35 protein-coding genes are annotated in these 24,572 nt (G+C 59.1%); 6 read left to right on the plus strand and 29 right to left on the minus strand.

The window, feature by feature from the left end; genetic code table 11:
* The first annotated feature begins 88 nt into the window (after nt 1–88).
* From VQ065_RS31665 to VQ065_RS31680, 4 genes are read left to right on the plus strand one after another with little or no spacing between them, the layout of a single operon-like run.
* Nucleotides 89–499, plus strand: coding sequence for a hypothetical protein (locus VQ065_RS31665; RefSeq protein ID WP_340080525.1), 411 nt, complete (start codon nt 89–91; stop codon nt 497–499).
* Nucleotides 500–526: 27 nt separating this feature from the next.
* Nucleotides 527–919 (plus strand): hypothetical protein, encoded by a 393-nt coding sequence (locus VQ065_RS31670; protein ID WP_340080526.1) that lies wholly within the window; start codon nt 527–529, stop codon nt 917–919.
* Nucleotides 912–1,274 (plus strand): histone-like nucleoid-structuring protein, MvaT/MvaU family, encoded by a 363-nt coding sequence (locus tag VQ065_RS31675; protein WP_340080527.1) that lies wholly within the window; start codon nt 912–914, stop codon nt 1,272–1,274. The genes VQ065_RS31670 and VQ065_RS31675 overlap by 8 nt, the downstream gene beginning before the upstream one ends.
* A gap of 10 nt (nt 1,275–1,284) precedes the next feature.
* The gene (locus tag VQ065_RS31680) at nt 1,285–1,686 is read left to right on the plus strand and encodes a hypothetical protein (protein ID WP_340080528.1); all 402 of its coding nucleotides are present in this window, start codon (nt 1,285–1,287) and stop codon (nt 1,684–1,686) included.
* A gap of 57 nt (nt 1,687–1,743) precedes the next feature.
* On the opposite strand, the gene VQ065_RS31685 is transcribed toward VQ065_RS31680, so the two are convergent.
* The 26 genes from VQ065_RS31685 to VQ065_RS31810 form a co-directional block, all read right to left on the minus strand.
* Nucleotides 1,744–2,040 carry a HigA family addiction module antitoxin gene (locus VQ065_RS31685; protein ID WP_340080529.1) on the minus strand — a complete coding sequence of 99 codons (297 nt, stop codon included), beginning with the start codon at nt 2,038–2,040 and terminating at the stop codon, nt 1,744–1,746.
* A gap of 464 nt (nt 2,041–2,504) precedes the next feature.
* Nucleotides 2,505–2,798 carry a type II toxin-antitoxin system RelE/ParE family toxin gene (locus tag VQ065_RS31690; protein ID WP_033946089.1) on the minus strand — a complete coding sequence of 98 codons (294 nt, stop codon included), beginning with the start codon at nt 2,796–2,798 and terminating at the stop codon, nt 2,505–2,507.
* Nucleotides 2,786–3,058: a CopG family ribbon-helix-helix protein gene (locus VQ065_RS31695; RefSeq protein ID WP_033946091.1), complete on the minus strand. Its 273-nt coding sequence runs from the start codon at nt 3,056–3,058 to the stop codon at nt 2,786–2,788. The genes VQ065_RS31690 and VQ065_RS31695 overlap by 13 nt, the downstream gene beginning before the upstream one ends.
* Before the next feature lie 169 nt (nt 3,059–3,227).
* Nucleotides 3,228–3,761: a hypothetical protein gene (locus VQ065_RS31700; RefSeq protein ID WP_033949763.1), complete on the minus strand. Its 534-nt coding sequence runs from the start codon at nt 3,759–3,761 to the stop codon at nt 3,228–3,230.
* Between the two features lie 32 nt (nt 3,762–3,793).
* A complete protein-coding gene (locus tag VQ065_RS31705; RefSeq protein ID WP_003142927.1) occupies nt 3,794–4,036 on the minus strand; it encodes a hypothetical protein in 243 nt (80 codons plus the stop codon).
* Nucleotides 4,037–4,326: 290 nt separating this feature from the next.
* Complete coding sequence (locus VQ065_RS31710) at nt 4,327–4,629, minus strand: hypothetical protein (RefSeq protein ID WP_164550116.1); 303 nt, start codon at nt 4,627–4,629, stop codon at nt 4,327–4,329.
* Complete coding sequence (locus tag VQ065_RS31715) at nt 4,626–4,856, minus strand: hypothetical protein (protein ID WP_164550117.1); 231 nt, start codon at nt 4,854–4,856, stop codon at nt 4,626–4,628. Before VQ065_RS31715 ends, VQ065_RS31710 begins: the two co-directional genes overlap by 4 nt.
* A gap of 56 nt (nt 4,857–4,912) precedes the next feature.
* Complete coding sequence (locus VQ065_RS31720) at nt 4,913–5,365, minus strand: hypothetical protein (RefSeq protein ID WP_074198637.1); 453 nt, start codon at nt 5,363–5,365, stop codon at nt 4,913–4,915.
* A 14-nt stretch (nt 5,366–5,379) separates the two neighbouring features.
* Entirely contained in the window at nt 5,380–6,435 is a 1,056-nt protein-coding gene (locus tag VQ065_RS31725; RefSeq protein WP_164550118.1) for a DNA-binding protein, read from the minus strand.
* A gap of 166 nt (nt 6,436–6,601) precedes the next feature.
* Nucleotides 6,602–6,796, minus strand: a complete 195-nt coding sequence (locus tag VQ065_RS31730; protein WP_033949778.1) for a hypothetical protein — start codon at nt 6,794–6,796, stop codon at nt 6,602–6,604.
* 28 nt (nt 6,797–6,824) lie between these two features.
* Complete coding sequence (locus VQ065_RS31735; protein ID WP_033949781.1) at nt 6,825–7,013, minus strand: hypothetical protein; 189 nt, start codon at nt 7,011–7,013, stop codon at nt 6,825–6,827.
* A gap of 378 nt (nt 7,014–7,391) precedes the next feature.
* Complete coding sequence (locus VQ065_RS31740) at nt 7,392–7,874, minus strand: hypothetical protein (protein WP_042165505.1); 483 nt, start codon at nt 7,872–7,874, stop codon at nt 7,392–7,394.
* Nucleotides 7,875–7,889: 15 nt separating this feature from the next.
* Nucleotides 7,890–8,075, minus strand: a complete 186-nt coding sequence (locus VQ065_RS31745) for a hypothetical protein (protein WP_073655361.1) — start codon at nt 8,073–8,075, stop codon at nt 7,890–7,892.
* A gap of 76 nt (nt 8,076–8,151) precedes the next feature.
* Nucleotides 8,152–8,373 (minus strand): hypothetical protein, encoded by a 222-nt coding sequence (locus tag VQ065_RS31750; RefSeq protein WP_058130760.1) that lies wholly within the window; start codon nt 8,371–8,373, stop codon nt 8,152–8,154.
* A 76-nt stretch (nt 8,374–8,449) separates the two neighbouring features.
* Nucleotides 8,450–8,707: a PapB/FocB family fimbrial expression transcriptional regulator gene (locus tag VQ065_RS31755; RefSeq protein ID WP_071577160.1), complete on the minus strand. Its 258-nt coding sequence runs from the start codon at nt 8,705–8,707 to the stop codon at nt 8,450–8,452.
* A gap of 290 nt (nt 8,708–8,997) precedes the next feature.
* Complete coding sequence (locus VQ065_RS31760; protein WP_033949796.1) at nt 8,998–9,288, minus strand: TrfB-related DNA-binding protein; 291 nt, start codon at nt 9,286–9,288, stop codon at nt 8,998–9,000.
* Between the two features lie 113 nt (nt 9,289–9,401).
* A complete protein-coding gene (locus VQ065_RS31765; protein ID WP_033949799.1) occupies nt 9,402–9,629 on the minus strand; it encodes a hypothetical protein in 228 nt (75 codons plus the stop codon).
* A 21-nt stretch (nt 9,630–9,650) separates the two neighbouring features.
* Nucleotides 9,651–10,037 carry a hypothetical protein gene (locus VQ065_RS31770; protein ID WP_033949800.1) on the minus strand — a complete coding sequence of 129 codons (387 nt, stop codon included), beginning with the start codon at nt 10,035–10,037 and terminating at the stop codon, nt 9,651–9,653.
* Nucleotides 10,038–10,393: 356 nt separating this feature from the next.
* Nucleotides 10,394–10,807, minus strand: a complete 414-nt coding sequence (locus VQ065_RS31775) for a hypothetical protein (RefSeq protein WP_033981015.1) — start codon at nt 10,805–10,807, stop codon at nt 10,394–10,396.
* 515 nt (nt 10,808–11,322) lie between these two features.
* On the minus strand, nt 11,323–12,837 hold the full coding sequence (locus VQ065_RS31780; RefSeq protein WP_126071764.1) for a cell division protein ZapB: 1,515 nt from the start codon (nt 12,835–12,837) through the stop codon (nt 11,323–11,325).
* Between the two features lie 2,188 nt (nt 12,838–15,025).
* Complete coding sequence (locus tag VQ065_RS31785) at nt 15,026–16,174, minus strand: replication protein RepA (protein ID WP_075116722.1); 1,149 nt, start codon at nt 16,172–16,174, stop codon at nt 15,026–15,028.
* A gap of 261 nt (nt 16,175–16,435) precedes the next feature.
* Nucleotides 16,436–16,765, minus strand: coding sequence for a hypothetical protein (locus VQ065_RS31790; protein WP_206437408.1), 330 nt, complete (start codon nt 16,763–16,765; stop codon nt 16,436–16,438).
* Complete coding sequence (locus VQ065_RS31795) at nt 16,758–17,402, minus strand: AAA family ATPase (RefSeq protein WP_033946165.1); 645 nt, start codon at nt 17,400–17,402, stop codon at nt 16,758–16,760. The genes VQ065_RS31790 and VQ065_RS31795 overlap by 8 nt, the downstream gene beginning before the upstream one ends.
* Nucleotides 17,403–17,487: 85 nt before the next feature.
* On the minus strand, nt 17,488–19,518 hold the full coding sequence (locus VQ065_RS31800; RefSeq protein WP_164550119.1) for an LPD7 domain-containing protein: 2,031 nt from the start codon (nt 19,516–19,518) through the stop codon (nt 17,488–17,490).
* 407 nt (nt 19,519–19,925) lie between these two features.
* A complete protein-coding gene (locus tag VQ065_RS31805) occupies nt 19,926–20,285 on the minus strand; it encodes a hypothetical protein (protein WP_235195429.1) in 360 nt (119 codons plus the stop codon).
* Nucleotides 20,286–21,265: 980 nt separating this feature from the next.
* Entirely contained in the window at nt 21,266–21,622 is a 357-nt protein-coding gene (locus VQ065_RS31810; protein WP_033949811.1) for a plasmid mobilization protein, read from the minus strand.
* A gap of 292 nt (nt 21,623–21,914) precedes the next feature.
* On the opposite strand from VQ065_RS31810, the gene VQ065_RS31815 reads away from it, so the two are divergent.
* Together VQ065_RS31815 and VQ065_RS31820 are read left to right on the plus strand one after the other, a co-directional pair.
* On the plus strand, nt 21,915–22,202 hold the full coding sequence (locus VQ065_RS31815) for a hypothetical protein (RefSeq protein ID WP_126071765.1): 288 nt from the start codon (nt 21,915–21,917) through the stop codon (nt 22,200–22,202).
* A complete protein-coding gene (locus tag VQ065_RS31820; RefSeq protein WP_126071766.1) occupies nt 22,199–22,597 on the plus strand; it encodes a hypothetical protein in 399 nt (132 codons plus the stop codon). The genes VQ065_RS31815 and VQ065_RS31820 overlap by 4 nt, the downstream gene beginning before the upstream one ends.
* A 21-nt stretch (nt 22,598–22,618) precedes the next feature.
* Here the strand turns inward: VQ065_RS31820 and VQ065_RS31825 are convergent, their stop codons facing one another.
* The 3 genes from VQ065_RS31825 to VQ065_RS31835 all read right to left on the minus strand — a co-directional run bounded on the left by VQ065_RS31825 (nt 22,619) and on the right by VQ065_RS31835 (nt 24,477).
* Complete coding sequence (locus VQ065_RS31825) at nt 22,619–23,107, minus strand: hypothetical protein (RefSeq protein WP_033995777.1); 489 nt, start codon at nt 23,105–23,107, stop codon at nt 22,619–22,621.
* Entirely contained in the window at nt 23,100–23,855 is a 756-nt protein-coding gene (locus tag VQ065_RS31830) for a nucleotide-binding protein (protein ID WP_033995779.1), read from the minus strand. Before VQ065_RS31830 ends, VQ065_RS31825 begins: the two co-directional genes overlap by 8 nt.
* 76 nt (nt 23,856–23,931) lie before the next feature.
* Nucleotides 23,932–24,477, minus strand: a complete 546-nt coding sequence (locus VQ065_RS31835) for a single-stranded DNA-binding protein (protein ID WP_033995781.1) — start codon at nt 24,475–24,477, stop codon at nt 23,932–23,934.
* Nucleotides 24,478–24,572: the final 95 nt, after the last annotated feature.

The raw sequence follows: 24,572 nt of genomic DNA on the forward strand, positions 1-24,572 counted from the left end.
CCGTGTTTCAGACGTTCGCCAGATCGAGCTGTCACCACGGTGAGACGGGGGCCGAAAGGCCCCCTACTCTCAACTAGCGGAGCAAAGCATGAGAATCGAGTTACCGAGCATATCTGAGCAGCAGCGCGCCATCTTCGAGCAGGCCACGCAGGATGGAATCAAACAACTGAGGGCCAACCTCGACGCTCCGCGCCTCCCGTCGCAGTCTGAGGTCGACGAACAGGCCTACAGCCGGGCGCACCTGTTGCGCGAGCATGAAGGCTGGGAAGCCCCGCACCCGGATGTTATCTGCGCCTACTTCCGACACTTCCAGGCACACTTTTCTGATTACAATACCGATGCCAAGTTGGCGGCGCTGCTTGGCCTGACCAGTGACCGACGTATCCGGGAGTATAAAAGCGGTGCGAGAACTATCCCTTACGGGGTGTGGCGGAAATTCCTAGTGATGACCGGCAGGGCTCCGCAGGAAATAATCCAGGTCTTGGCATTCATGGGATGACTGAATTTCAGTTCAGGAGCAGGCTACATGCCGCATCAGCTTGAATCATACGAACTCGAACAACTACAGCAAAATCCTGCTCTTCCGATAGTCGAAGTGCTGAAGGAAGGTCGCTACTTTACTGTCGATTGGGACTATCAGAGCGCTCCAGAATCTAGGGTTCTCTTCGATAGGAGCGAATATCTCGGTGGCTTTATCAACGGGGTTCTCATTGGCCTTGGTGTTGCCGAAAAGAATATTCGCTGCGCTAGTTCAACTACGGGAACCGTTAAGAAACTGGATGAGGGGCAGGCTAACCGGCTGGCCGAAATTTTGACTGGACTCCTTCACCCCATTGTTAAACAATCACACAAACGCTTGCTTAATCAGGCGCTTGTTATGAAGCATATACAGGGTGCAAAGGAGAACCATGATGTCTAAACTCGCTGCCTTCCGGGAAGCGGAACGCAAACTTCAGGAACAAATGCAGCTGCTGGAGAAGCTCAAGGCCGACAGCAGCCTGAAAAAGGAGCTGGAGTTCCGCAATGAACTGGAAAAGCTCATGAAGAAGTACGGCATGAGCCTGCGCAACATCATCGAAATACTTGATCCCAGCGCCGTCGCGAACCGGCCTGCCGGCCCGGCCTCCTCAATCCGTCGGCCGCGGGCGGTGAAGGTCTACCGCAACCCGGAAACCGGCGAGGTGGTGGAAACCAAGGGCGGCAATCACCGGGTGCTGAAATCCTGGAAGGAACAGCACGGCGCGCAAACAGTCAATTCTTGGCTTCAGGAGTAGAGGAGTTGTCATGAATGACAGAGACTGGCCAGTTGTTTTGGTCTTGGGTGTGGGGTTATTCATCAGTTTCCTAGGCTGGAAGGTCAAGACCGCGATTGGCGTTGACTTTACAGCAGGACTCTATTTCGTCTGCGGGGTTGCTGTAGCACTAGCCGTGTTTCTTTTCGCTTGGTGGCAGGGCATCGCGGCCATGGCTGTCGTTCCGTTGAACCTCGCAATCGTCTGGATCGGGTTCTGGCCAGCGCTCGAACAGCTCGGTGTGAAGAAACCGTTGTACGTAGGCTTGACCGCGATAAATATGGACCAGAACAGTGTAGAGTTGTACTGGTGGGCAGAGTGGTATTCTGAGTTGCTGGTCCTGGCAGTGATTCTTGGAGTTGGCTACTACTTGGTACTCGGTCGCCGGTACTGATCGGCCTACCATAAAAATGCCCCGCCGAAGCGGGGCTTTTTTATGCCGGCGTGACGGTCACGCCACGATATGGGCATCGTACAGACGCGGCACCTTCGGCTGAGCGCGCTGCTCTGCATGCCATAGCTCATAGGCCGCCTGCATGGCCAACCAGTGGCGGGCCCGGCCGATGCCGGCACGCTCAAGGCGCACGGCCAGGTCCGACGTGATCGAGGCGTGCCCATTGAGCACCTTCGACAGTTGGACCCGCGAATAGCCCAGGGCCTTGGCGAAGTCCGTGATAGTGATATCCAGCTCGGGGAGCACGTCCTCGCGCAGGGTTTCCGCAGGATGCGGCGGGTTGTGCATACCCATAAGTAGCCCCTCAGTGGTAGTCCTGGTAGTCGACCAGCTCAACATCCTCGCAACGAAGCGGTTGCGGCCCTTCCCCGCCTATCTGTCCGTTCTGATGATTACCTTCGCGCCACTACCGGTGACGATTGGACTGTTCGCACCATGCGTCGAGAGATCGCCGGATCCCGGCATGCAATCGGCGTTCTGTCCCGCGGAGTAGGTCTTTCCGTCAATGACCACGACGCTGTTTTCGCCAACCACGATCGGCGAGTCAGGCCCAGTGGTTGTGCAATTCTGCGCGCTGGCTGGACTGACTGTGGCCTGCGAAGCGGTAGCTGTAGCGTTCTCTTCCGATGCATTGCAGCCAGCGACAAGAGCGAGCGTAGCCAGGGCCAAAACAAACAAGTTCTTCATGGGCATCCTTTAACTCTGTTGCATGTGCTGGCCAATCTTCGCAGCCAGTTGCCGGAATTCGCTCCTGCTCATCAGTAGCCCACCTCCTTCTGGTGCCGGAACGCCAAAACATAGACCGCATCGGCAGCCGGTTCGTGGCGGTACAGCGCCACATAGCCGGAATCTCCGAAGGCAATCACCAGCTCACGCAGCTCAGGCATTTCAGGGAACGGTCGGCCAACGTCCGGGGCCGTTTCCAGCAGCAGTAGTTGTCTCTCGATGGCCTGTCCGGCCCGCCTGGTGGCTTCCGGTGCCTTGGCGGCCAGGAACCGCCGGCATCGCTCCAAGCCTTCCGCCGCACCTTCGGTGACGATTACTTGTGGCACTCAGGCACCGCCTTTTCGTCTTCAGTGCCCCAGGTATTCAACCAAGTACGCACTTCCTGACCGGTCAGGTGCCGTCCGGTTTCCTGATAGGCCGCCCAGGATGCCAAGGCTTCCTGCTTGAAGCTCTCACGGGCTTCCTCGCGCTCAACATACTGCTGAATGGCTTCGAGCATGATCCAGTGTGGCGAGCGGCGGCGCTGACTGGCGAGGTGTTGGACGCGGCTTTTCAGGGCATCGTCGATCTTGAGCGAGGTTGCCATTGCTGCTCTCCTATCACTTAGTAATACCAAGTGATAATTTAGACCTTCTCGACCTGTCCGGTAAACAGTCGGTTGAAATCTGCCGCTGCGGTGTTGCGCTTGTGCCTGACCTGAACAAAAAGCCCCGCTCATGCGGGGCTTTTGCTTGCGTGGCTCGCCGGCGTGACCGTCACGTCCGCTCGTCGACCGCCGGCTCGGCGCGCAGCAGGGCCTGGTGCAGCTGGTTGATGTGCTCGACCGCCTTGTTGCCCCGGGCCAGGTGGCTGACCAGGATCTCGCTGGTCTTGGTGAAGCGGTGGCCGATGCGCACGGTGTAGGAGCGCAGGGCCCAGCTGATGAAGCCGGTGAAGTACATCGCGTCCTCGATGTCGCGCCACTTCACCCCGCGGTAGCCGCGGCGCCAGGGCAGGATGCCCTGGTAGAGCCAGACGCCCACGTCGTCGGTGTAGAGGTGGACGCTGCGCAGGTAGAGGAGCTTGTAGACGAACAGTGCCAGGGCGATGAGCAGGACGCCGGCACTGGCCGCCAGGCCGAGCTGGTAGGCCTGTTCGCTCGGCGCCTTGTGCAGCGTCCACCAGCCGAGGGCCAGCGCGCCGGCGCACAGGACCAGGAACAGCAGGACCGGGCCGACGTAGGCCAGCCAAGACAGGCGGTAGACCTGGTGCGGAGTGGCGTTGCGGGTGGGGTGTTCGTAGCCGTCCATTGGGGGCGATCTCCTTGGGTTGCGGGGTAGGACTACAGCTCGACGCGGAATTCGCGCAGGCCGATCTTGGTGGCGTAGCGCTCCAGCTGCGTGAGCGAGGCGAACACGCGCAGCGGTTCGCGGCGTGAGCGTAACGGGTAGTGGTGGCCACCGCCGGCATAGCGCACCAGCAGCTGCCAGCCCTCCCCGCCCGGGCCGCGGGTGACCAGGGTGTCGCGGGCGCCGCCGGCGGCGATCAGCGCCTGCAGGGCGTCTTCGGTGATCGACTCGCGCATCAGCGACGTACCTCCTTCGGCGTGACGCCGGCGGCCAGGCCGAGGGCGTGACGGGCGCGGCGGATCGCATCGAGGCGCTGGCCGTCGTGGGGGGAATCCTCGAGGTTGGTCATGGGGAACTCCAGGGGGTGAACGGGGGTAGGTTCGCGCGGCCGCCAGTGTAGGGGGTTCTGGTAGGCCAGTGTAAGGGGGCGTGGTCGCCGGGGGTTGAGCATCTGGCGACCAGGGCCTGGCTGGGCGAGGGGGGTGATTTAACAATCTGCCCGTTATGAGAAGTTCGCCTGTTACGGCTAATTAGAAATGTCACCCTCGATCCGCTTTACCGTTTCGTTGCCAATCACCCGCTTGCGCTCGTACAGCTCGGCCATTTCGTCAGCGCTGAATAGCCCCGTGTCGGCAACGCGCAGAATGTCCATCGCATCGAGCATGCCCTGGGCATAGCCAATGTCGAAACGGTAGGTGCGTACGTCGTCGGCCTTGGCCAGCGCGCGGAACGAACTTTCCAGCAGGTGCAGCAGCTCGTCGCGCTGCTGTTGAGTGGTCGTCTCGGCACTCATAGGGGCGGGTTCCTTGTTGGTCAGTGTGACGGTCACGCCTGGGCTTCTTCCAGCGCCTGCACGGCCGCGTCCAGGGCGTCCAGCGCCTCGCCCAGCTGCTCGACGGCCTGCTCCATCGCCTGACCCTTCTCGCCCTGTTGCAGGCTTTCCGGCAGGTTGTCGAAGCCGTCCTGTTCTTCCTCTTGCAACTGCTCGATGCGGTCGCGCAGCTCCTGCACCTGCTCGGCAATCTCGGCGAGCTGCTTGCGGCGGGCCTTGTTCATGGTGGGGCGGGTTCCTTTCGTTCGTTGGGTGTAGCACTGCGGGCGGTCCAGGCCGATCAGCCGTCAGCAGGGAAGCGAATGTTGCTCACGTCAGCACAGACCGACTCCACCCAAGCCACATGCTGACGCCACAGTTCCTCCGCCGTGATCTCCCCCGCCTCGAAGGCTTCCAGCAGCATCGGCGGGGAACCAGTCAGCGCCTGGAACTGCTCCAAGGCCGCATTTTGCTCAGCACTGAGCCTCTGGCTGTAGCACTTCGCAGCTTGGGGTCGCTTCGACTGACTAACCGGCACGGCTTTTCTGCCATCAGGCCGCTCAGCGCCTTTCAGCTCTTGCCAGGACAGAAGAACAGCAACCTTCGCGCCGACTTCTTCTGCTGCCCATAGCTGGACCGCCTCAATATCGGTGTCGTACTCGATAGGATCCAACGTCTCGACTTGGCGTGTGTGGCGATTGGCCTTGTCAGAGTCCTCGTTAATGGACATGAAATGGATGTGGTAACGATGCATAGTCGCTGACTCCTCTACTGGCCTTCCGGCTTGTTGGACTTGCTCCTGCCTTTTGCCGGCGACTTCGCCGTGGACGCCCCAACATGGGCCAGCAGTTGGGCGTTGCTTTCCCGCAGACTTTCAAGCTCACCCTCGACGCGTGCTGCTCGAAGCCCAGCGTCTTGAGCCTGCTTCCGAGCCTCGTCCCGCTCGGCCTGCACCTTGGTAAAACGCTGCGCCTGGGTGTTCGCTTCGGCTGCGGCGCGCTTGCGCTGCTCCTGAGCCAGTTCGTCGGCAGCCTGAAGCCGGAACACCTCTTTCTGTGCCGCATCCAGGCGCTGCTGGAGATCCTCGGCGCGAGCCGCAATCCCTTCCAGTTGGGCGTCTGTCCTCCCCTTCGCCTCGGCCAACTCCGCCTTCGCGCGGTCGATCGCTTCGGCCGCCACCGCCTTCACCTGCTCCAGTTCGGCCTGGTGACTCTGACGTGCCGCCGACAGCTCATTACGCAAGTCGGTTGCCTCGTCCCGGGCCCGCTGAAGCTCGCCCTTCAGGTCCTCCACCCGCTGGGTGATTTCCTCGGTACGGGCCTCGGCCGTGTCCGCCCGCGTGGTTTCATGTCCCAGCTCATGCCGCAGTTCGGCCAGCAGGGCGTCCTGTTCCTCCAAGCGGCGCTGGACACCTTCCTTCTCCTGCTGAAGCCGCTCCAGCTCGCCCTGCTGTTCCTCGTACAACTGGGAAAGCTCGACCCGGGTGCTCTCCATATCCTCGCGCTCTTGCGCCCAGTCTGCCTCGGCTTTGCGCAGATTGGCATTGGCCAGCTCCAGCGCCTCGGTCCAGAGGGCCGCGCCCAAGCCCAAGGCGGCCTGATGCAAGGCCGGGGGCAACTCAACCTGCACAAGCTCGGGCTTCGCGGTCTGCAACTGCCGCCATTCCTTCATGACCCGCGTAACCGTGTTCATGTCCGCCCGCGCCGCCCGGCGCACATCCGGCACCGGCGGGAAGCGCTCACGGCCCAGCTCGTCATAGAGACGGTCAGCCTCTTTGAAGATACGCGCCCGTATTTCCGCTTCGTTGCTGAGTTGTTCCGTCATATATCCCCCTGGTCGAGGTATTTTCAATAATAAGAATAATAATTTAATTATTATTATTATGATACTACCGCCCGACGAACGGGATCCCCGCCCCAGCCCGTTAACAGGCACAAAAAAACCGGCCATCAGCCGGTTTCTTCGGTTTGGTAGGCGCCGCCGTGATGCGTCACGGCCCTTCTTCGCCCAGGTTGAGGTTGTCCCCCTCGGCCGCATGCCAGCCCTCAACCCAGGACCGCGAGGCAGCCTCTCCTTCGCTGCGCGGACACATATCCAGAGCCAGGCCAGCAATGAATGCCTCCCGACCCATGCCGTACCAATCGGCAGTGAGCGGTGGCAGCTTGCGGGGGTCTATCAGCGTCATGGGGTGAGTTCCTTTCAGGGCGTGACGGTCACACATACGGCCAGCGGCGCGGGCACTTGGTTCGCTCGGCGGGCTCCTTACGAATCCGGTAGATGATCCTGGCCCATTCGGTGAAATCACTTCCAGGGCCTATCTGGTCCTCGTGGTAAATGTCGCGCAGCGCCTCGCGCCGCTCGCCCTCGTCCAGCCACTCATTGAAGCTCAGTTCTCGTTCCATCGGGTCAGATCCTGCCGGCAACGCCGGCGCTTGGGTGGGTGCCCCTCGAACGCGGGGCGGGTTCCCTTCTACCTCTATCCGTTATGCGAGGAAACACACGGGCGGTTACGTCGGCGCCGGCGGCTCGCCCTGGGCGTCGTCGCGTTCACGCCGGCGCGATAGATGGCGAACGCCTTATCGATCTGAGCTTGTCGCTCCTGAGCGGTGATCAGCCCCAAACGATACTGTTGGAGCGCCTGGTCAACACGCTCAGTCAGTCGAAGACCGGCGCCCGTCACGGCTGAAGGAGTAGTCATCACATGGCTCCCGCCGGCAGTGCCGGCTGTTCGGTGGGTGCCCCTCGGAGTGGCAGGGCGGGTTCCTTTCGATTCGTGACGGTCACGCGGTCTTTGCCGGCCGACGGCGCAAGGCACGCAACACGGCGGCTTCTAGTGCTTCCTTTCCGCCGTAGTCATGGCGCTGCGAATAGCTGGCGTACAGCTTGCGCAACGGCAACAGCAGCTCTTCGATTTCGTGGAAGCGCTTGGCGTCGGCCTCCAGCTTGTCGGTACGCTGCTCGGCTTCGGCGGCTTCGTCGCGTGAACGCCAGTCGATACGGGCCAGATCGTCCGACCATTGGCCTTGGTAGGTGGCTTCGCCCAGCTTGCGCACCTGTTCATCTGAAAAGCTCGCGCCCCGGTAGATACCGCCAACCGCTTTGCCCTTCAGGGCACGGTATTCAAACAGCATGCGTTCGCCCAGGGCGCCGTTGACGACCACAATCACTTCGGCACCCATTTTGCCGCTCTTCAGCAGGCGGCGGCCTGTATACACATAATCGCGCGCGACGAACTCGGCGCCGCCTTCTTCTTTCTTGGCCATCGGTGCGGATTCCTTTCAGTTCGCTCCTACAGCGCGAGGAATGATGTGCACCCATATGATGTGCATCCAAAGCAGCAGGCTGCCCACGACGCCGAAGGCGAGGAGGCACCAGACCGCCAGTTCTGGCAGCATCTGTTGGAAAGGGTGTTTGCGAGGCGGTGTCTCTGCTTCAGCCGCCACAGGCTTCGATTCTTTGTTCATCCTATTTTCCTAATATTGTTCCGTTGCTTGCCCCGTACCGCAGGACAGTTCGCCCAGCGTAAGCTGGGCGAGAGGGTCACTCGGTGTCATCACCGTCAAGGTCCGAAAGACTATCGGCGAGGTCGATATCGACCTGGTGCTGATCCGTTTCGGCTACGACGACAAAGCTGCAAGCGCTGTCCTGCTCTCCTGCGGCAATGTGCTCCTGGAAATAGCTGTCGGCAACGAACTGCGCAGCGTCCTTATGATCCCCATCGACTTCAACATCAATGGTCCAGGTGACGGTATAAGCGGCCATGTGCAACTCCTCATTGGTTTGTTTCAATGAGGGTATTTTACCTTTTAAGGTAAAATTTAACAACCTAAATTTACCATTAAAGGTAAAATTTACTTAACTCGGCTGCACGCTGACTTTCTTTTCGCAGCACCGCTAGGCGCCGCGAGAACTGGCTCATGTTCACTCCATACTTCGTCCAGGCCTCACTGGCCTTTACGCCATTGACCAGGTGTTCGCGAAGCGCATCGATCAACGGCTGCGCTCGGATAGAAGTGCCTTCCAAGAGCAGTTCAAAATGCCGCGGGTCGACTTCTCCTGGGGTTAGAAAGGAGTCTTTGGCGGTTCCAGGTTTCATGGGGCTACGTGTCCTGTATCTGTTCGTGGATCCGCCTCGATACCGAGGCGGTACATCGGTTCGCCGTCTTCGTTGCGGATCCACGCCACAACTGAGCAACGGCACTCATTCGCCAAGTCCTGAGCCTCGCGGGCCAGGTCCTCAAGGTGATACTCCGCACGGCTGCATGAGATCCTGGACTCGTCCAGCAGCTGGCCACGATCGCTGTAGAATCCTACGTTCATCGTTCTATGAAGAGCTGCGCAGGGGTTTGGAAGATGAATCATCCATGGGGGAAAACCTCCTCGGGATCAGTCGTTTTGCTCATACTGTGCTGCCATTTGCTTGACTTGTTCAGCCAGCTCTGGCGGTAACCAGACACCCACGAAAACAAGGCCTGCGGCGCCTTTCTGCAAGTACGGTTCTACACGCTTCAGCGCTGAGTTGACGTTCTGCGCGCTGCGTCCAGTTTGCCGCGCGACTTCGACCGGCTTCACGCCATCCACGTACACGCTCCGGGCGATCGCCAGGGTGTCGGGGTGTAGGCGTTTCATCGCCGGCAGGCACTTCTCCCAGTGCTCCAGGGTGTAACGTTCTGGCATCGTTCCATTCGCTCCACGGCTGTTATACTGACGTCGCTCAGTTCGCAGAGCAAAACAGGGGCCCACAAGCGTTGCAGCGTTTGTGGGCCTCGCCTTTATCGGGCACGTCACGGTCAAAACTCAAACTCCATCTGCGGATCCTCCGGGTCACACTTTGGCAGGTTCAGGGGGTGACCCAGCTGCCGGCGAATCTCCGACAGCCAGGCCTTGTAAGGAGCATTCGTCCGAGGACCGAACGGATAGGCTTTCCTGAACTCCCGGCGCAACGCCTTCAGGTCTGATCGACCAACACGTCGAATGACCTCGTGGACAATCGGTGCCGCTTGCTCAACCCAGCTCATCACCTCCTTCCCTGCCCCGCTCTACACCCAACCTGGGGCTTCCTTGAAACCAGGTAGATCCTCGATAGCCGCCTCGCGGATCCGGGACAGCAGTTCGTAGGCCCGCGACTTGTAGTAGCCCGGTGCATCACATGAATTCCGATGGTACGTATCGGCAAGCTTCAGCAGTTCCAGCGCAGAAACCGACTCGGCCTGGCCGTCGAAGACGAATGGGATGCAGTGCCCTTCGTCATAGTCCAGGCCCCTGGAGCGGAACCGCACAGAGCGGATGTTTTCTTCGCGCAGGAGTTGGCCATCCTGCTGGATCTGCTGAAGTTCGAGCGCACAGGTAAGTCGATCGCTAGGGTAGACATAGCGCAGCAGGGTCGACAGGTGACGACAGCTCAGCACAAGGTTGGACTCACTCATGGGACATATCTCCGTTCGCATCGCAGAGCCCTTCGGAGCGGTTGCAGCCGCTGTTTCCGAGGGGGTTGAAGGGCCCGGCCGAGCCGGGCGCCAAGTGCAAGAGAAGTGTGCGATTAGCACCGGAGAAAATCAACCCTTTATAAACTATTTATTTATTCAGGGTTCATTAAAAAAGTCCGATTCGTCACTTCGGGGACCGAAGGTGCCAGGTCCTCAGCGCCGATGGCCACCTGCAGGATGTGATCGAGGTCGGCGTGCTCCACCAGCTGCTCACCGGCCGCGCCGGACGAATCCGCAGCACCAGGTCTTCAGCACCCGCGGATATCCAAGTGCGGTCCCTGAAGTGACGAATTGGCCTACTTAATCACCCCTGGACGGTCGACAAGGAAGTCAGGATCCGCAGGATCAACGTCCAGCAGCGAGGGCCAGGTGAGGCCGAGTTGTCGCCTGGCATGAGGCAAGCCGCAACCGGTGGCGTGACGATAGCGGCGCACGGCAGCTACTACATTCCCAGCCTTCACCAGGTCGACGCATTCCCGCCTGAGCACCTCCTCTGTCACCTCCTGGGAGGCGGCCTCAGCCTGCTCCTGCAGGCGGCCGATGAGCGCCCTCATGCCTGGGTAGTGCAATCGATCGGAATAGGCACGAATCGGGGGGATTCGACCCTGCAGCTGATCCTGATGACCACATTCAGGGCAACCGTCGTTGTCCAAGGGCAGCAACACGCAACAGACAGGGCAAATCACATCATCGAGCGTGAGTCTCTTCATGTTCCCTCCAACACGGCGTGAATCCGTAATCCTTTGAACCCCTTGGGATCCTGGGCGCCATCAATCGCGATGAAGGATAGCAACACACGTCTTCGGCAAACATCTGTCCCCGAAGTGACGAATTGCCCTATTCGAGTAGGTGTGGCAGTGCCAAAATACTGTATATACGCACATATAAAGGTAATGCCATGTCCTCCTCCCTACCACCGTTCAAGCCCATCACGCTTGCTGAGCTGCGGCAGATATGGGAAGCCCACCCTGCCCCCGACGTGCGCCGGCTGACTCTCGAAGTCGCCAGATACCGCCACGTCATCGCAGAGATAGATGGCCTGTATAGCAGTATCCACCAGTCATGGCGCGAGACCGTGGGCGGCGAACTTTGCGCCCTTCACCTACTGAAGGGCGTTATGGCAGCCGAACGTCAGCGGCTGTTGTAAGAGGGCATTACGTGACGCAGCAAGACGTTAAGATTTCATATTTACGAATTATGAATTCGTAAATATGAAATCTTAACGCTAATCGGCAATTCCTGTGACCCTCCGACGGTCCTCATCGGATTCATGATAGTCACCGTCGATCCCATGAAGCTTCAACCGGGCTTGTAATACTTCAACCGCCCGGAACGCCTTACCACGTTCAGCGACAACCTGGGCGTTCTCGCGCTCCAGTCCGCGAAGCCGCTCTGCCAACTTCGCCCGCTGCGCTTTTAGCTCATCCAACTGGCGGCGCAGTTGCGCTGCCGTGTCAAAAGCGCGGGCAGCCTCCTTCTTCTGGTAGTCCAGTGCAACGTATACGTCGGGGCTATGACCCAGCTGGGCAAGACCGTCCCGGGCGAACCAGGGCGTGGAGCCGAACACCCGCCCCAGGCGCTCGCGAATTTCGACGTTATCAAGCATCCCCTGATCAATGCGCAAAGTCTCCAAGGCGTCGACCGCCTGCCAAAGGTAATGCAGGTCAGCCAGCACCAGCGGGGCAGGTGACTCTGCGCCGTCACGCAAACGCTCGGCTTCGGCGCGGAAATGCTGGGCCAAGGCATACTGTTCCTTGAAGTCGGCAAGCCGCCGGCGCAGTTCTTCTTGCCACTGATCTCTCAGCACCTTCGCATCCTGGCTACGCCCTATTGCAGCCGCGTCAAACTCAGGTAGATCAGCGAAAAGACGCTCATACAACGCCGCCACCTTCGGCGCCTCGGATAGATCCAGGGCACAACCACGGAAGGCAAACCAGAAATCGCACGCCTCCAGCAGGTGACGCCGCTCGACGAGATCCAAGTTATACGGCTTGAGCCCTTCCAGTTCGCGCAACTTCTTGAGTTTTTCGCGGCGGCGTTTCTGCCGTTCGGCGCCGCTCAGCGGCTTTCTCGGGGCGGGTGAGTCACCGAACATCACCAGTTGGCCGTCACGCGTCACGCCGTCCAGCGCTTCGGCCAGCCACTGCGGGCGCTTCTTGATCCAGCGCAAGTCTTCTTTCGTGATCGGCTGCAAGCCTTCGGCCTCAATCTGAGCGGAAATCTCGGCGCGCACTGCTTGCTCAAGGCTGCGTCCCAGGTGATCACCGACAGTCATGTAGACGCCACGGTAGCCGGTAGAACTGATAAACGGCTTGTCGAAGTCAACCGCCGTAGCATCGAAACCGGGCGCCGAGCGCAGCCCCTCGCAGTCGTATTCGACAAGCACCCGCACGCCATCGACCTCGACCAAGAATTCGCCTCCCTGCCCCCAATGGGGAATCTGGCCAGGCTCGGCGGCGAACATCGCATCGAGCACCCGACCCGGCCTGGAGTCGTCGCCACGACACCCGAAGAAAGTGCAACCGTTGAGCTTGAACACAATCGCGTCATGCTCAAGGGCGGCACGCCGTCGCGCAGAGTCTTCCGCGGCGACAACCGCATCGTTGTAGATGGCTCGCACCACGCCAGCTCGCGCATGCATGGCCTCGGCATCATCCGGCAGGCTGGCCACTAGGGCCAGGAATTCGGGGTCGTCTTCCCGCTCCAGGTGCTGGCCTTTCTTCTTGCGGGGCTTGTTCATACGCACCTCACAATTAGTAATTATGAATTCATAATAATGTTATGCGCGAGCGCAATCGAAGTCAATAAATATGAATTCATAATTACTAGTTCATCATGAAAGGGTATCGCCACCCCGACAAGCCGCTGGCTCAGAGCGTCGCCGGCTCGCCCGCCAGAAAGTGGCCACGTGTACAGTTGGGAGTTCTTCATCACGCGCTGGCCAGCGACGTGCCACCTTGATGACGGGCCGCTTGTGAGAGTTGTTCATCACGCGGCGGCCGTTTTCCAGCACTACGGCAGCCAGGTCGATGGGAGTTCTTCATCACACGCGGCGCCAGGGCAGCGTAATCTGACGCACTCTTCTGAGAGTTCTTCATCACGGCCAACTGGCCAGGGGCAGCAGTACCAGTCACTCGACATGGCCATGCCGAGCTGGTCATTCGTGGGAGCTGTTCATCACGCGCCGAGCCGGCACCGACGACTGATTGCATGGGAGTTCTTCATCACGCTGGCCGAGGCCGCGGGCGCGGCTGGTGTCGCTGAAAATTCGGCCTCGCCAGAGCGCGCATAACGCGCGAACGCGGGCCGGGGAGGGGCGAGCCGTCGCCCAGGATGAGAAAATCGCTTCAGGGGCCTATCAGGCGGCGAGACGGCCATATTCTGAGCGCATCGCCCCGCCCCTTGTCTGAAAACTCGCTTTTGGGGTGTTCTGTCTGCGCTGAGGCTGCCAGTCCAGCGCGCACACGCGCCCGGTTGAGCGGTGAGGTGCAAAGCGCCTCGGCGCGATTTATCCGTGGACTTAGCGCCCCGTAGGGGTCGAGGCGCGAAGCGCCGAAGAGGGCGGCCGACTTGTCGGCCGGGCCGCTTAGACGGACTGTTGCACCGATCTGACAGGCAGCGCCAAGGTAGAAAGCCTCCCGTAGGGGCATTTTGGGCTGTTGCTTTGCTTTTGCTGTTGCTTTTCTTGCGATGTGTCAGGCAGATCGCTGATGGTGCGGCTTGCACGCAAGGTAGAGAGAGGCCGCCGTGGCGGCCAGCATTATTAAGACGTGCATGGATGCACGTCGAAGGCCGCCGAAGGCGGGGCGAAGCCAGGGATGGCGGAGGGTAGGCGCTGAGGTTCGACGCGCGCGGAGGTTGAGCTTATCCACGGAATCATGGGCATAATCTATCAGGGCTCTTCTCTTTATAAGGTTCTTCTAACTACGGGTAAAGCTATAGGGTGGAACCGCTGTTTTCGGGCTGAAAAGCCCGTGCGGCGCGGGTTTGAGGGCTGTGGAAAAGCTGTGCATGTGGGAGTTGTTCTCACGGGTTCTGAGAGTTGTTCTCCGGGGCCGTGGGAGTTGTTCTCACCCTCCTCTGTGGAAAAGCTCGCAAGCCATTGTAAATAAAGGGATTTTTCTTGGGAGTTGTTCATCACGGATAACTTTCGTTCTCCACTAAGTTGTCCACCGCGCAGCGGGCCGCCGTGGCGGCCGTGCGAGCTGCTGCAGGCGGTCGCCCAGGACGTGGCCACCGGCCGCGCCGGCAGCAACAGCTCGGCGCCGGCAGCGCCGTAGATGAAAGTTTCGGCCGCTACGAATGCCCGGAAAACCTTAGCGTACGATTTTTTCCGTTTTCTGCGGCCTCCCCTAGATGGCCAACTGCAGTACAACCCCTCGCCGGGGGGCAGAGGGCAGGGGGGCAGAGCTTCCCCCTGTCCTCTGCACAGTAGGGTCTGGAAGGCCTCTGGCGGCGTCCAAGCGCGCTCCGCTCGCCACCGGCACCCGGTCCACGCCCTCCAGCGCCTGCGGCGCCTCCAGGCGCGGCTGCGGCCTTGGATGGCGGCCTTGACTCCACCAGCGGCAAACACAACATCTTGCGTGGATCTGCCAACGATCGGACACAACATATGGGATCGGTGGTGGCGGAAACGAAACCGCCCGTGAGAGTTGTTCATCACGGGCGGCGAGTAGGATGGTCGGCGAGCGCGGCGTCACAGAAGGACAGTAGGAGGGGGGGGAACGCCTGGGCGAATCCGGGGAGGACTCCAGCCCGCCACCGACCGAAAGGGGTAGGCGTGCGATTCTATCGCAGCGCCTGGACGTGAGGGGAGCCCTCCAAGCGTATGAGCTGCGCAACGCGCTGCAGGTACGCGAGTCCGTCAAGGATTGGCGAGCAGGAGTGCATCGCGTAGGCCACGCGCAGCGACGTTTCCTGATGCTCCATCACTGGCCCCCGAAGGTCAGTTCGCCCTGGGCGAAATACTGGCGAGATACGTGGGTGGGGGAGGGCAGCAGGACAAGCCCCTTGTCCGTGACCTCGATGCGCGCATTGGGGTACGTCACCAGTACCAGCTTGAGGGCTTTCAGGAATCCTTTCTTGAAGTCCAACACCGCGCGCGGGCTGGAATAGTTGCTGCCGAACTGGCCCATCAGGGCTTCCCACGGGATCGGCCGCGTCTTCTTGTTCACGTAGAACATCCGGTACGTGAGCCAGGTGTAGATATCCATCGCCAGGGGTGCCCGGCGCAGCGCTCTGTATGCGCGCATGTCGATGGGTACGGGCCGGTCAATGCACTCGTCGTAGAAGTTCTGCGTCAGCTTCACATAGCTGCGCCAGGCGCCGGCCGTGTCCGTGGCCTGCGGCGTCCATAGCATGGTCTCGCTCTCGCCGGCAGGCGGATCGGGCGGGAGCTGCAGCGCAGTGTCGCCGAGGTCCAGAGGCATGGCCGGATCGCGCAGCGGCTGGCCATCTGCCCCGACAAGGCTGAGGGCATTAGGCCGTGGCCGCTCGAAATCGAAGTCGCTTGAATCGAACTCCGCGTCGTCGGCGATGGTGACGTTTTTCAGCTTGAAGCGGCGGCCCGTGCTCTCGGCCGAGGACGAGACGTTGACCATTGAGCCGAACAGCCTTTTCATCTGCTCGGCTACGCGCGTGCTGCTGCCGCGCTGGCCACCGCCGCGCTGAACCTCCAGCACCTCGCGCAGGAAGTAAGATAGCGAGTCGCCCAGCTCGACCACGCGCGAGCGCGTGCGAACGGCCTCGGTCGTTATCCATGCCATCAGCAGCCGCGGATAAACGCCGTAGGGGATACCGCCCGAATAGCCTGCGATGATGCGCAGCGAAATATCGCCGTTCTTGCGCGTGAAAACGTCCGTTTTCGGGTCTTTGTAGGGCATGGTCGCAATGACCAGGGCGCGGGTCATGAAGCCCAGAGCGCCTGCACTCTTTGCGTCCTCGGCTTCGATGGCAAGGTTGGCCTCGATCACCTCTTTAACCCATGCCGGCGTCCGGGCGCGGGTGTAGTCGCTGATGACTTCGCGGCGCTGTGCGTTGAGGTCTAACTGCCCCTGCTCTGCGGTCTGATCTGTCATTTATGGCCCTCCCTCGCTGTACTTGTCCCCACGTAAGGGGGCTCTGGTTGAAACTTGCTTATATTGACATTTAACTCCGGCCGCGAAAGCGTGGACGCAAAGGTTTGCCGGCGCCGGTTTTAAGGCTTAGCGTACGACTTTTTTCCGAATTCTGCGGGATCCCCAAAAGAGCTTATAGCCATTAAAAATGGGTCATTGCGGCCCATTCAGACAAACCAACTGCCAACTCATAGTTATGAATTGGCAGTTGGTAATAGTGAATTACGAAACGATATACCCTTTGGCCTCAAGAGCGTCGCGCACGATAGCAGACACAGTCTTGAGGCCTCCGTTCTCCCGCTTATTCCTAAGCGCAGCATCCTCCAGTTGCTCGATCATTGAAGGTGGCAAGCTGATGGTGACAGGCTTCGCCTTCTGCTTAGCGGGCTGCTTCGAGCCATATGGACGCCCCGCCAGCTCTCGCGTCAGAGCCTCGATTTCGGCGGGGGCAGGGGTCTGCTTAGCAGGTTTGGTGTTCCTACTGTCTGCAATCACCGGCTGCTCAGCTCCGGCTTTCTTAGCAGCGGCAGTTTGGCTACGCGGTTTAGCCACCGAACACCTCCTTGGCGAGTTGTGCGATCTCAGCAGCTGCCTGAGCGTTGTCGCCCTCCAGTACTGACTGACCATTCGAAATCGCATCCCGGTACGCCTTCCTATAGAAGCCGACAGCCTCAAGACTCTCGATCGATGGGAACTCCTGCAGGTAGTTTAGAAATTCCTTTCGCTCCGTCTCTTTGACGGCTGGATTGGTGCTCGCCATGCTGTGGTAAGCAAGCACACGAAGCTCAGGGTTCAGCACTCGTACCCGCTCAAACTGCTCCTGGAGTTCCTCCATGGTGTCGAGGTCCAGCTGGCTGCACTGATGGGGAGCGATGATGACGTCCGCAACGGTTGCACCTGAGATAAGTTCAATCGAGTTACGGCCCGCTACGTCAACCAACACATAATCGAACTTTGCGTCCAAAGTCTTGAGCGTGCTTGCGATGTTCTCGCGCTTCTCTACCAGAGTGATCATCGGCAGAATCTGCGACTCCTCACGCTCAGCATGCCACTTTGCACTTGAGCGCTGAGGATCCGCATCGACCAAGCAAACCTCTTTGCCTTCCCGGCGGGCGAGAGCTACAGCAAGATTCAGAACGGTCGTAGTCTTCCCCGATCCGCCTTTGTTGCCACCGACAATGACGATCATGACGCCTCCATGTAAGCGTGTAAGGTTGGTAATTCATAATTATGAATTACCAACCTTGTGTCAACACCTCTGGAGCAAGCTTGCGTCAGTCAGGCTCGGGGCCAGTCTCCTCGATCTCCAGCACCTCCACCTCGGCAGGAGCACTTGCGGACAGATCCTGATCGCGCTCGGCCTCTCCTTCCTTCCACTCTCTGAACTCCGCCCGTTTCTCCTTCGAAGACAACTGCTCGAAACGTTCTGGGTCAGCGGCCAACTGCTCCTTGGACCACTGCTTGAACTCGCGCTCGGTCGCGCGCCTGGCGATGTTCTTGTCGTGCTTCGCCTGCAGGTCCGGTAGAACCTCCGGGCTCGCCTGCTGCTCTGCTGCGCGTTCCTTCGGCGTGAGCGCTGATTGCCGCTCTTCGTCACGGGTAACAGGCGTAGGGGAGGGCGCTTCGCTGGCCATCTGTGCTTCGAACGCTCGGTCCTGGGCTTCGATCGCTGCGATCGCAGCATCCACATCGATCCAGTCGGTTTCCTGGCGCTGCCGCTCTTGGTCCTCCAGCTGAGCCTTCTGTGCTTCCTGCACAGCGTCCGGGACTGCACCATAGCGCTGCTCCGCCTGCTCTATGAGCGACCGGGCCAGTGCGTAGCCAGGCGAGACCAGCAGCTCTTCGCGCAACACCGGGTTCAGGCGCTCGGTACGGTCACGTACCACCTGTTGGAAGGTTGCCCGGTAAGCCTCATGCTCCATCAAGGATGCCACCCGCTCGCGGCCGGCCTCGCTTCCATCCTCGCCAAAGAGCACCTGCACTGCATGCTCCTCTGCGCGCATGCCCAGCATCGCCGGAGCCGTGCCCACCTCGGCCATCGATAGCCCACTGTTTCGCTCCCAGCGCGCCTCGCGCGCCAGGATCGCAGAGCCTTCCCCAGCATCCACGGCATGTGCGGCTTCCGGCGTGACCACCTTCCCGGGCTCCCGCTCGACCTGTCCCGCCTCTGCGGCCACCTCTGGCGCCGAACGCGCCACCGGCTCCGCCGCCCATCCTCGCCGCTGCACCTCGCGCTCCAGCTCCAGCCCCGTGCGCTCGTCCCGGGTACGCACCAACACCGGGACAGTGCCCATGTCCTTCAGGCGAATCGCCTGGCCCAGCCTGAAGTCTTGTGCCTCCATCGCGTCCTTCAGGCCGACGCCCCAGTACATCTTCTCGCCGGCCGCCGTCATCAGCCGCACGTAGTAGCTCATGTTCTGCTTCGGATCGTGCTTGTAGGGGGCGTCCCCATGGTCCAGCAGTACACCCTTGATCACGCTGGGGTCGTCCACTTCAGCTTCGGCCGAGGCTGAAGTCTGCTCCGGCCCGACAGGCTCCGGCTGGTCCAAGTCCGCAGCGGTGATAGTCGCCCCCTCCCGTTCGGCCTCGATCTCGGCGCGGCGTTCAGACAGCAGCTGGTTCATACCCTTGTCGGCGAAGTGCACGTCCAACCCGTTCTTCGCAACCGTCTCGACGACCAGGCGCTTGAACTCTTCGCTACCCTTGATCGTCAAGGTGCTGCCGAAGCGTTCCTTGGCCAGCTCCAGGGCGACTTTCACCGCGGATTCGCTCATCGCTTCGCGCCTCAACGTGATCGCCTTGCCGGTGTCGACGAACAACGTCTTGTCGGACTGCTTGTCGAGGTAATGCACGTTCTGGCTGAACCTCGCCCGCTTGGTGTAGAGGTCGGCAGCGCTAAGCTCCCTCGCTCGCTCGCGCTGTTTCTCGGTGCTCACATCTTGCTTCATCCGCTCCATCAGGCGCTGCATGCGCTCTCTTGCCGGGGCTGAACTACGCCCCCCGCTGATGGAGTTCTCCGGCGCGTCGTCGTTCGCGCTCAGCAACGCGCGAATCTCTTTACTACCCATACTGCGGTCCTCTTCTGGTGGTTGAGCCAACGTCGGCTCCTCGATCCGCTGACGCGCCTTCATACGCTCGAACGCCAACACCGCCAGGAGCTGCTGTTTCTCCTGGCGGCTGAAACGTTCGTCGGCAAAAAGGGCGCGGCGGGTTTCATGAAACTGCTGGTCGACCCGCCACAGCGCCCGGCGCTGCGCAGGTCCGATCTGGTTCTCTTCGTGGCAGCGTAGGAAGTACCCCGCCACAGTCGACGCCGCCTTCCCTTGAGCCCTCCAGGTTTGTTTGCCTCCAGCTCGCCGGACTGCCATAGGTAACGGGGCCGATTCCACGCCCGCACTTCCGAACAAGCGGCTCGCGCGCTGCTCCAGCGCCTTGATTGAGGCGCTGCGCAGCGGATTGACGTAGGGGGGAGGGGAGGGGAACCTCAAAGCCAGGCCAGGACCGGGCTTCCACTCGAAGTTCTTTCTGTCTCGGCTGGGTCGGCCGGGTCGGCTGGGCCGTCCACCAGGTGGTCGCCGGCGAGCAGAACTCGCCGTAACGGTAGAACCGGCCCCCGCGCCAGAGGAGAGTTCGGCCGAGCGCTGCTGCAACGCGAGCATCGACGTGTCACGCTCTGGCCCGCCGGTGGAAACGGGAGGAGGAAAGGGGAACGTCAGTCCTCGTCCTGCAGACGTTCGATCTCGCCCTGGGGCTTTTCCCTCAGTCCGCGAAGGAACGGGGGCAGATCGTCGCTGCGATCCTCCTCGTCCTCCAGTCCTTCCTCCTGCTCTTCCGTGGCGTACAGCATGTCGCAGTCCAGGATCTCCTCCTGGTTCTTGCTGTCCCAGGTGAACGTATGCATCGTGCGGCAGTAGCAGCGAGCGGTCACCTTCGCCGTATCCCTCCCTGTGATCTGCCACATCGCGGCCGGACAGGTCTTGCAGGCCAGCGGCAGATCTGGAAGTGCTTTCTCTTCCAGCTTCAACAGGACTTCGCTGATGACTTCCCGCTCGTTCGGAAGTATGTAAGCCATACTGTTCTCCATGTTTTAAATAGAACTGTGATTCACGCTGCGCCAGTAGGTCGTGACGTTGCGCAGGTGATGCTTGGTTGTAAAGTTTTCTAAATGAAGGGGTGGCCTTGCTTACGTACTTGATTTCTTTGGCTCGCTCCGGCCAGGCTCGCAGGCGCTCGTTAATTACATGTCTCTCCAACGGCGGCTTCTTCAGTTCACGATGGACGATGAAGCTGTCGTGAAAAATAGTGTCCTTCAGATTGGTGAACTTAGCGTCACCGGGTAGCTTTACAGCAAGGTATTCATTCTCCTTTCCTTCATTGCGCACGCGAGTTTCCCCGAACTCAGCCACCAGGTTATGGAACTGCTCGCGAGTGCGCACATCCCGCTCAACGATCAGTGCAACCAGTTTTTCTTTGAAATCTCTGTTTTTGCCGCGAAAGTCGTCTCCTTTGTACCTGGACAAGATACTCGAAGCATCCGTTGGATCAATGCGTATGCGATCCCGCGGGGAGGTAAGTTGATACTTCTGGTTTATGTATTCTTGAAAGGCCTCGAAATAAGCAACATGAGAATCGTACATTCCTCTTGGGTTCATTTCCCTGTCAGAAAGTAAATTACGCCGTGGAATGACGACGTGAATATGAGGCTTCCGAACTTCCATTTCGCCCGTCGCCTTGTTCTTTATTTCCTTTAGCCTAGGCAGATGAGCCTCGGCGTAAAAGTTGTATTCCTCCTTTCTGTACGCAACCATTAAGAACGATTCAAACTCTTCAGTTATCGCCTGTAGTGTTTCCCGCGGAATGTCGTCCTCCGCAAAAGACAGGGTGAAAGTCACATAGCGCTCTTGCCCTTCATCTTCAATGGACTGGTATATCCGCTGGGTTAAATCCAGGTCTCCACTAAGAATTACGCGCTCATCCAGTTCTTCGCGCGAATAATCGCGCCCGGCCTTATTCCCTTCCTCTAAATACTCCTTGACTCCGTTGTTATAACCGCTAACCCGAATCAGCATCGTCCACCCCCGATAAAAGTAGGGCATGAATTGCCGCAAGGGAATTCATGAGTTTGAGGTATAATCTTTCGGAGACAATTTCAGACTTGTAGGCCAGGTGAACCCGATGTGCTAATTGGTTAAGGTTGTTGCTCGCCTTGTTGTACAGAAAGAGTAACTTAGCATTGTCCTTGGATGGAGCAACGATAGTGACTTGATCCAGCCTCTCTAAGAGCAGCTTCCTAAAGAAATCGGACTTACTGATGCCCAGTTCCTTGAGCTTCTGTTCATAAGGGGCGAACTTTTCGTCCGGCACGCGAAAAGCCACGACCTGGCTACGGGCCGCCTTCTTGTCCGACATGTGATGACTCCGACGATGACTGACTCGACCGACTGGCCGCTTGCTTCGCAGCGTTACGCTGCGCGGGGTTTCAAAGGGGTGTCCCCTTTGGCACGTCGATTGTTGGAAGGGGCTTGCCCCTGTAAACAATCGGTCACGTGCCTCTGTTTTTCCTGGCGATATTCGCCACTAGACATACAGTAGGCAGAACATGGCATTGCATAGACACTCTCAAATCATTACATCCTGCAATCTAGACATTACCTGCCGATTCATGGCATACAACGGACAGTTCATAGACAGGTGATAGACAATGAGCCGATCCAGCCTGCAAGAAACCCTCCGTGCTCTCTCCTCCGGCACCGCCAATCGATCTCAGACAGCCCGCCTGAACGAGGTCTTTGATGATGTTGAGCGGGCACTGAAAGCGGGCGTTAGCAGGAAGGCTGTGCATAAAGCCCTTCTCGACGATGGTTTCACCATGAGCTTCGCCACGTTCGAAAATAGCCTTCACCGCATTCGTAAGCGCCGGGTTAAGTCAACGTGCAGCACGCCACTCGAAGCCCCCCTGCACGAGCCTGAACCGGAGAAACCACTGTGAAAGACGAAGACCTCCCAACCATCTTGGAGCCTGTCATTCAGGCCCTACGCTGCTCGATCAGTAAGCAGAAAGCCATCAACAACAACCTGCCGTTGCTGGAAAGCCTTCGGACCTATGGCTACTCCCATGCACTGATCGCCGGGATTCTCTCCAAAGAGTCCGAGAACGGGATTACTCCCGCGCTTCTGGCCTCGATGATGTATCGAGCGAGAAAGCGCAAAACTCATATGAAAGGGAGTAAACACCTTCCAGCAGCACCCGTTGAAGCTCCGGCAGCAAGTACAGGCTTCCGGTTTGGCCAGGGAAAGGTTGACCCTAACGCACCAATCCGAAGAAACACCTTCGAATGGGACTCGGTACCCAACAAAGAAAAGCTCTACGGTAAAAAGGAATAGCGCCTCCTAGAGGCGCTATCTTCACTTCTTGGATGCCTTATATTGGGTGTACCAGTAGTTGGCGTCCTTCATCGCATCCTTCACCGCGAAGTATGAGTACCCACCAACCCCCAATGTGGTTGAAGCAAAGAAGAAACACAGGGCCATCACGATAGAGAACTTGGTGTGGCTGACACCTTTGCTCCCCTCCAGGCTTTCCCGAACCACTTTCACCAGTTTCTTGGCCTCGGTATCTCGCACTTCGACAAGGGCGGTTTTCCCCTCCTCAACCAATCGCTCAACAGTCTGCTCGGCATCTTCGACGGCGCTCGCGATTTTCTCAATGCTGATCCCCATTTCACCAGGTATCTGCTTCACCGCGAGCACCAGCGGCTCCGTCATCCGTTCAAGCACTGCCTCAGTAGCAAACACTACGCTGAATATTGGGTCCTCTCGGGACACCTTTATATTCAGTTCAGCTAGGGCCCGCTTGCGAACCTCGTCCAGCACATCCGCCTGGCGTTCACTCATCGTCGATCACCTCCCTGCCGAATACCTTGTCCAGCTCGGTGAAGATATCGTTATACACTCGGCAAATTCGGCTCTTCGCAATAACTCCGAAGTCCTCGGACTGCTTAACCTCCTGTAACGTCAAATGTGCCTCTAGAACATTACGAATGTCTGCCGTGAAGGCGTCGCTGTTCCTGTCAATGACAGGACATATTCCTTGGATTATGTCTGAATTGCCCAAGATCAGCTCTGTCTTATCAAGTGGCTTCCCATCAAAAACGGGAACTCCCCAAAATTCATTCTGCCAGACCACCACTTTAGTGTTACTTTGCTCGGCGCGTATCATTTCAATGAGACGCTCCAGGCCATTAAAAGTATCATCCTTCGCTTGGCCAGCCGTAATAACAGTGTGGATATATAGCTGCTTACCTGCATCCTGGAGCGCCGACAACATACAGTTGTCACTGATGAACTTGAGCATCGGAATGAAAGTAGATGCGCCGTTATCAACGATGCAAACATCATCCGTGGATAAAAGCTCTTCAAACAGCGGATCAAAGAGCTTTTGAGAAATCACACCACCTTCCATGATCTTTAGCAAGCTGACATTAAGCGCCGCGAATTGGTAGAACGAACTGTTCACCGGATCAGTATCAGCACATGCCACGTTATATCCGCGCTCGATAAAGTACTGCGCCAAAGCGCTAGCGCTAAAAGACTTGCCGACGCCGCCCTTACCTTGAAGAACAAGATGAGAAGTATTTTTCATTGGATAATCCACTATAAATAACGGCGACCTTAGCCGCCGCACAGTTGAAGTTATTCAGTTTTCGCCAAGGTGACCGCTAGAACGGAATGTCGTCGTCGAAGCTGTCGTTGTCCTGGGCAGGCGGCGGCGGAGGGGAGGTCTTTCCTTTGCCCTTGTCGTAAGTCCCTCCTGACGCCTTGCCTTTCCCCTTTCCTTTGCCGCCGGCGGGAGCCTCCGTCGGCGCAGCAGCGTTACCCGTAACGTTGTCGTCCGCGCTGTCGCCTGCACTTCCGCCAGGCCTACCGCCAAGCAACTGCATGTTGCCGTTGATGTCGACCACGATCTCGGTGGTGTAGCGATCCTGACCGTCCTGGCCCTGCCACTTGCGGGTGCGCAGGCTGCCTTCGACGTAGACCTGGGAACCCTTGCGCAGGTACTCGCCGGCGATCTCCGCCAGGCGGCCGAAGAACACCACGCGGTGCCATTCGGTGCGCTCCTGTTGCTGGCCGGTCTGCTTGTCCTTCCAGCTCTCGCTGGTGGCGAGGGTGATGTTGGTCACCGCATTGCCGTTGGGCATGTAGCGGGTTTCCGGGTCACCACCGACGTTGCCAACCAGGATCACTTTGTTAACTCCACGTGCCATCTGTATTACCTCTCTCGTTCAAATCGATAGAAAGGGCGCGCATGGGTCTGTCCTGCATCAGCCCCCAATCGCGCCCAGCTGTCATCGTTGTTCCA

It is taken from the genome of Pseudomonas sp. KBN10P06128, from assembly GCF_037574945.1.
Lineage (GTDB): Bacteria > Pseudomonadota > Gammaproteobacteria > Pseudomonadales > Pseudomonadaceae > Pseudomonas > Pseudomonas aeruginosa.

Bases quoted from the DNA above. Each gene is read 5' to 3' on its own strand.
- VQ065_RS31695 (WP_033946091.1), bottom strand. From the start codon at position 3,058: ATGGCAACCTCGCTCAAGATCGACGATGCCCTGAAAAGCCGCGTCCAA.
- VQ065_RS31755 (WP_071577160.1), bottom strand. From the start codon at position 8,707: ATGAAACCTGGAACCGCCAAAGACTCCTTTCTAACCCCAGGAGAAGTC.
- VQ065_RS31775 (WP_033981015.1), bottom strand. From the start codon at position 10,807: ATGAAGAGACTCACGCTCGATGATGTGATTTGCCCTGTCTGTTGCGTG.
- VQ065_RS31720 (WP_074198637.1), bottom strand. From the start codon at position 5,365: ATGCATCGTTACCACATCCATTTCATGTCCATTAACGAGGACTCTGAC.
- VQ065_RS31735 (WP_033949781.1), bottom strand. From the start codon at position 7,013: ATGGAACGAGAACTGAGCTTCAATGAGTGGCTGGACGAGGGCGAGCGG.
- VQ065_RS31750 (WP_058130760.1), bottom strand. From the start codon at position 8,373: ATGGCCGCTTATACCGTCACCTGGACCATTGATGTTGAAGTCGATGGG.
- VQ065_RS31725 (WP_164550118.1), bottom strand. From the start codon at position 6,435: ATGACGGAACAACTCAGCAACGAAGCGGAAATACGGGCGCGTATCTTC.
- VQ065_RS31665 (WP_340080525.1), top strand. From the start codon at position 89: ATGAGAATCGAGTTACCGAGCATATCTGAGCAGCAGCGCGCCATCTTC.
- VQ065_RS31680 (WP_340080528.1), top strand. From the start codon at position 1,285: ATGAATGACAGAGACTGGCCAGTTGTTTTGGTCTTGGGTGTGGGGTTA.
- VQ065_RS31705 (WP_003142927.1), bottom strand. From the start codon at position 4,036: ATGCGCGAGTCGATCACCGAAGACGCCCTGCAGGCGCTGATCGCCGCC.
- VQ065_RS31730 (WP_033949778.1), bottom strand. From the start codon at position 6,796: ATGACGCTGATAGACCCCCGCAAGCTGCCACCGCTCACTGCCGATTGG.
- VQ065_RS31745 (WP_073655361.1), bottom strand. From the start codon at position 8,075: ATGAACAAAGAATCGAAGCCTGTGGCGGCTGAAGCAGAGACACCGCCT.
- VQ065_RS31815 (WP_126071765.1), top strand. From the start codon at position 21,915: ATGAGCCGATCCAGCCTGCAAGAAACCCTCCGTGCTCTCTCCTCCGGC.
- VQ065_RS31740 (WP_042165505.1), bottom strand. From the start codon at position 7,874: ATGGCCAAGAAAGAAGAAGGCGGCGCCGAGTTCGTCGCGCGCGATTAT.
- VQ065_RS31760 (WP_033949796.1), bottom strand. From the start codon at position 9,288: ATGCCAGAACGTTACACCCTGGAGCACTGGGAGAAGTGCCTGCCGGCG.
- VQ065_RS31670 (WP_340080526.1), top strand. From the start codon at position 527: ATGCCGCATCAGCTTGAATCATACGAACTCGAACAACTACAGCAAAAT.
- VQ065_RS31805 (WP_235195429.1), bottom strand. From the start codon at position 20,285: ATGGCTTACATACTTCCGAACGAGCGGGAAGTCATCAGCGAAGTCCTG.
- VQ065_RS31830 (WP_033995779.1), bottom strand. From the start codon at position 23,855: ATGAAAAATACTTCTCATCTTGTTCTTCAAGGTAAGGGCGGCGTCGGC.
- VQ065_RS31795 (WP_033946165.1), bottom strand. From the start codon at position 17,402: ATGATCGTCATTGTCGGTGGCAACAAAGGCGGATCGGGGAAGACTACG.
- VQ065_RS31810 (WP_033949811.1), bottom strand. From the start codon at position 21,622: ATGTCGGACAAGAAGGCGGCCCGTAGCCAGGTCGTGGCTTTTCGCGTG.
- VQ065_RS31675 (WP_340080527.1), top strand. From the start codon at position 912: ATGTCTAAACTCGCTGCCTTCCGGGAAGCGGAACGCAAACTTCAGGAA.
- VQ065_RS31825 (WP_033995777.1), bottom strand. From the start codon at position 23,107: ATGAGTGAACGCCAGGCGGATGTGCTGGACGAGGTTCGCAAGCGGGCC.
- VQ065_RS31700 (WP_033949763.1), bottom strand. From the start codon at position 3,761: ATGGACGGCTACGAACACCCCACCCGCAACGCCACTCCGCACCAGGTC.
- VQ065_RS31715 (WP_164550117.1), bottom strand. From the start codon at position 4,856: ATGAACAAGGCCCGCCGCAAGCAGCTCGCCGAGATTGCCGAGCAGGTG.
- VQ065_RS31765 (WP_033949799.1), bottom strand. From the start codon at position 9,629: ATGAGCTGGGTTGAGCAAGCGGCACCGATTGTCCACGAGGTCATTCGA.
- VQ065_RS31785 (WP_075116722.1), bottom strand. From the start codon at position 16,174: ATGACAGATCAGACCGCAGAGCAGGGGCAGTTAGACCTCAACGCACAG.
- VQ065_RS31685 (WP_340080529.1), bottom strand. From the start codon at position 2,040: ATGGGTATGCACAACCCGCCGCATCCTGCGGAAACCCTGCGCGAGGAC.
- VQ065_RS31780 (WP_126071764.1), bottom strand. From the start codon at position 12,837: ATGAACAAGCCCCGCAAGAAGAAAGGCCAGCACCTGGAGCGGGAAGAC.
- VQ065_RS31770 (WP_033949800.1), bottom strand. From the start codon at position 10,037: ATGAGTGAGTCCAACCTTGTGCTGAGCTGTCGTCACCTGTCGACCCTG.
- VQ065_RS31835 (WP_033995781.1), bottom strand. From the start codon at position 24,477: ATGGCACGTGGAGTTAACAAAGTGATCCTGGTTGGCAACGTCGGTGGT.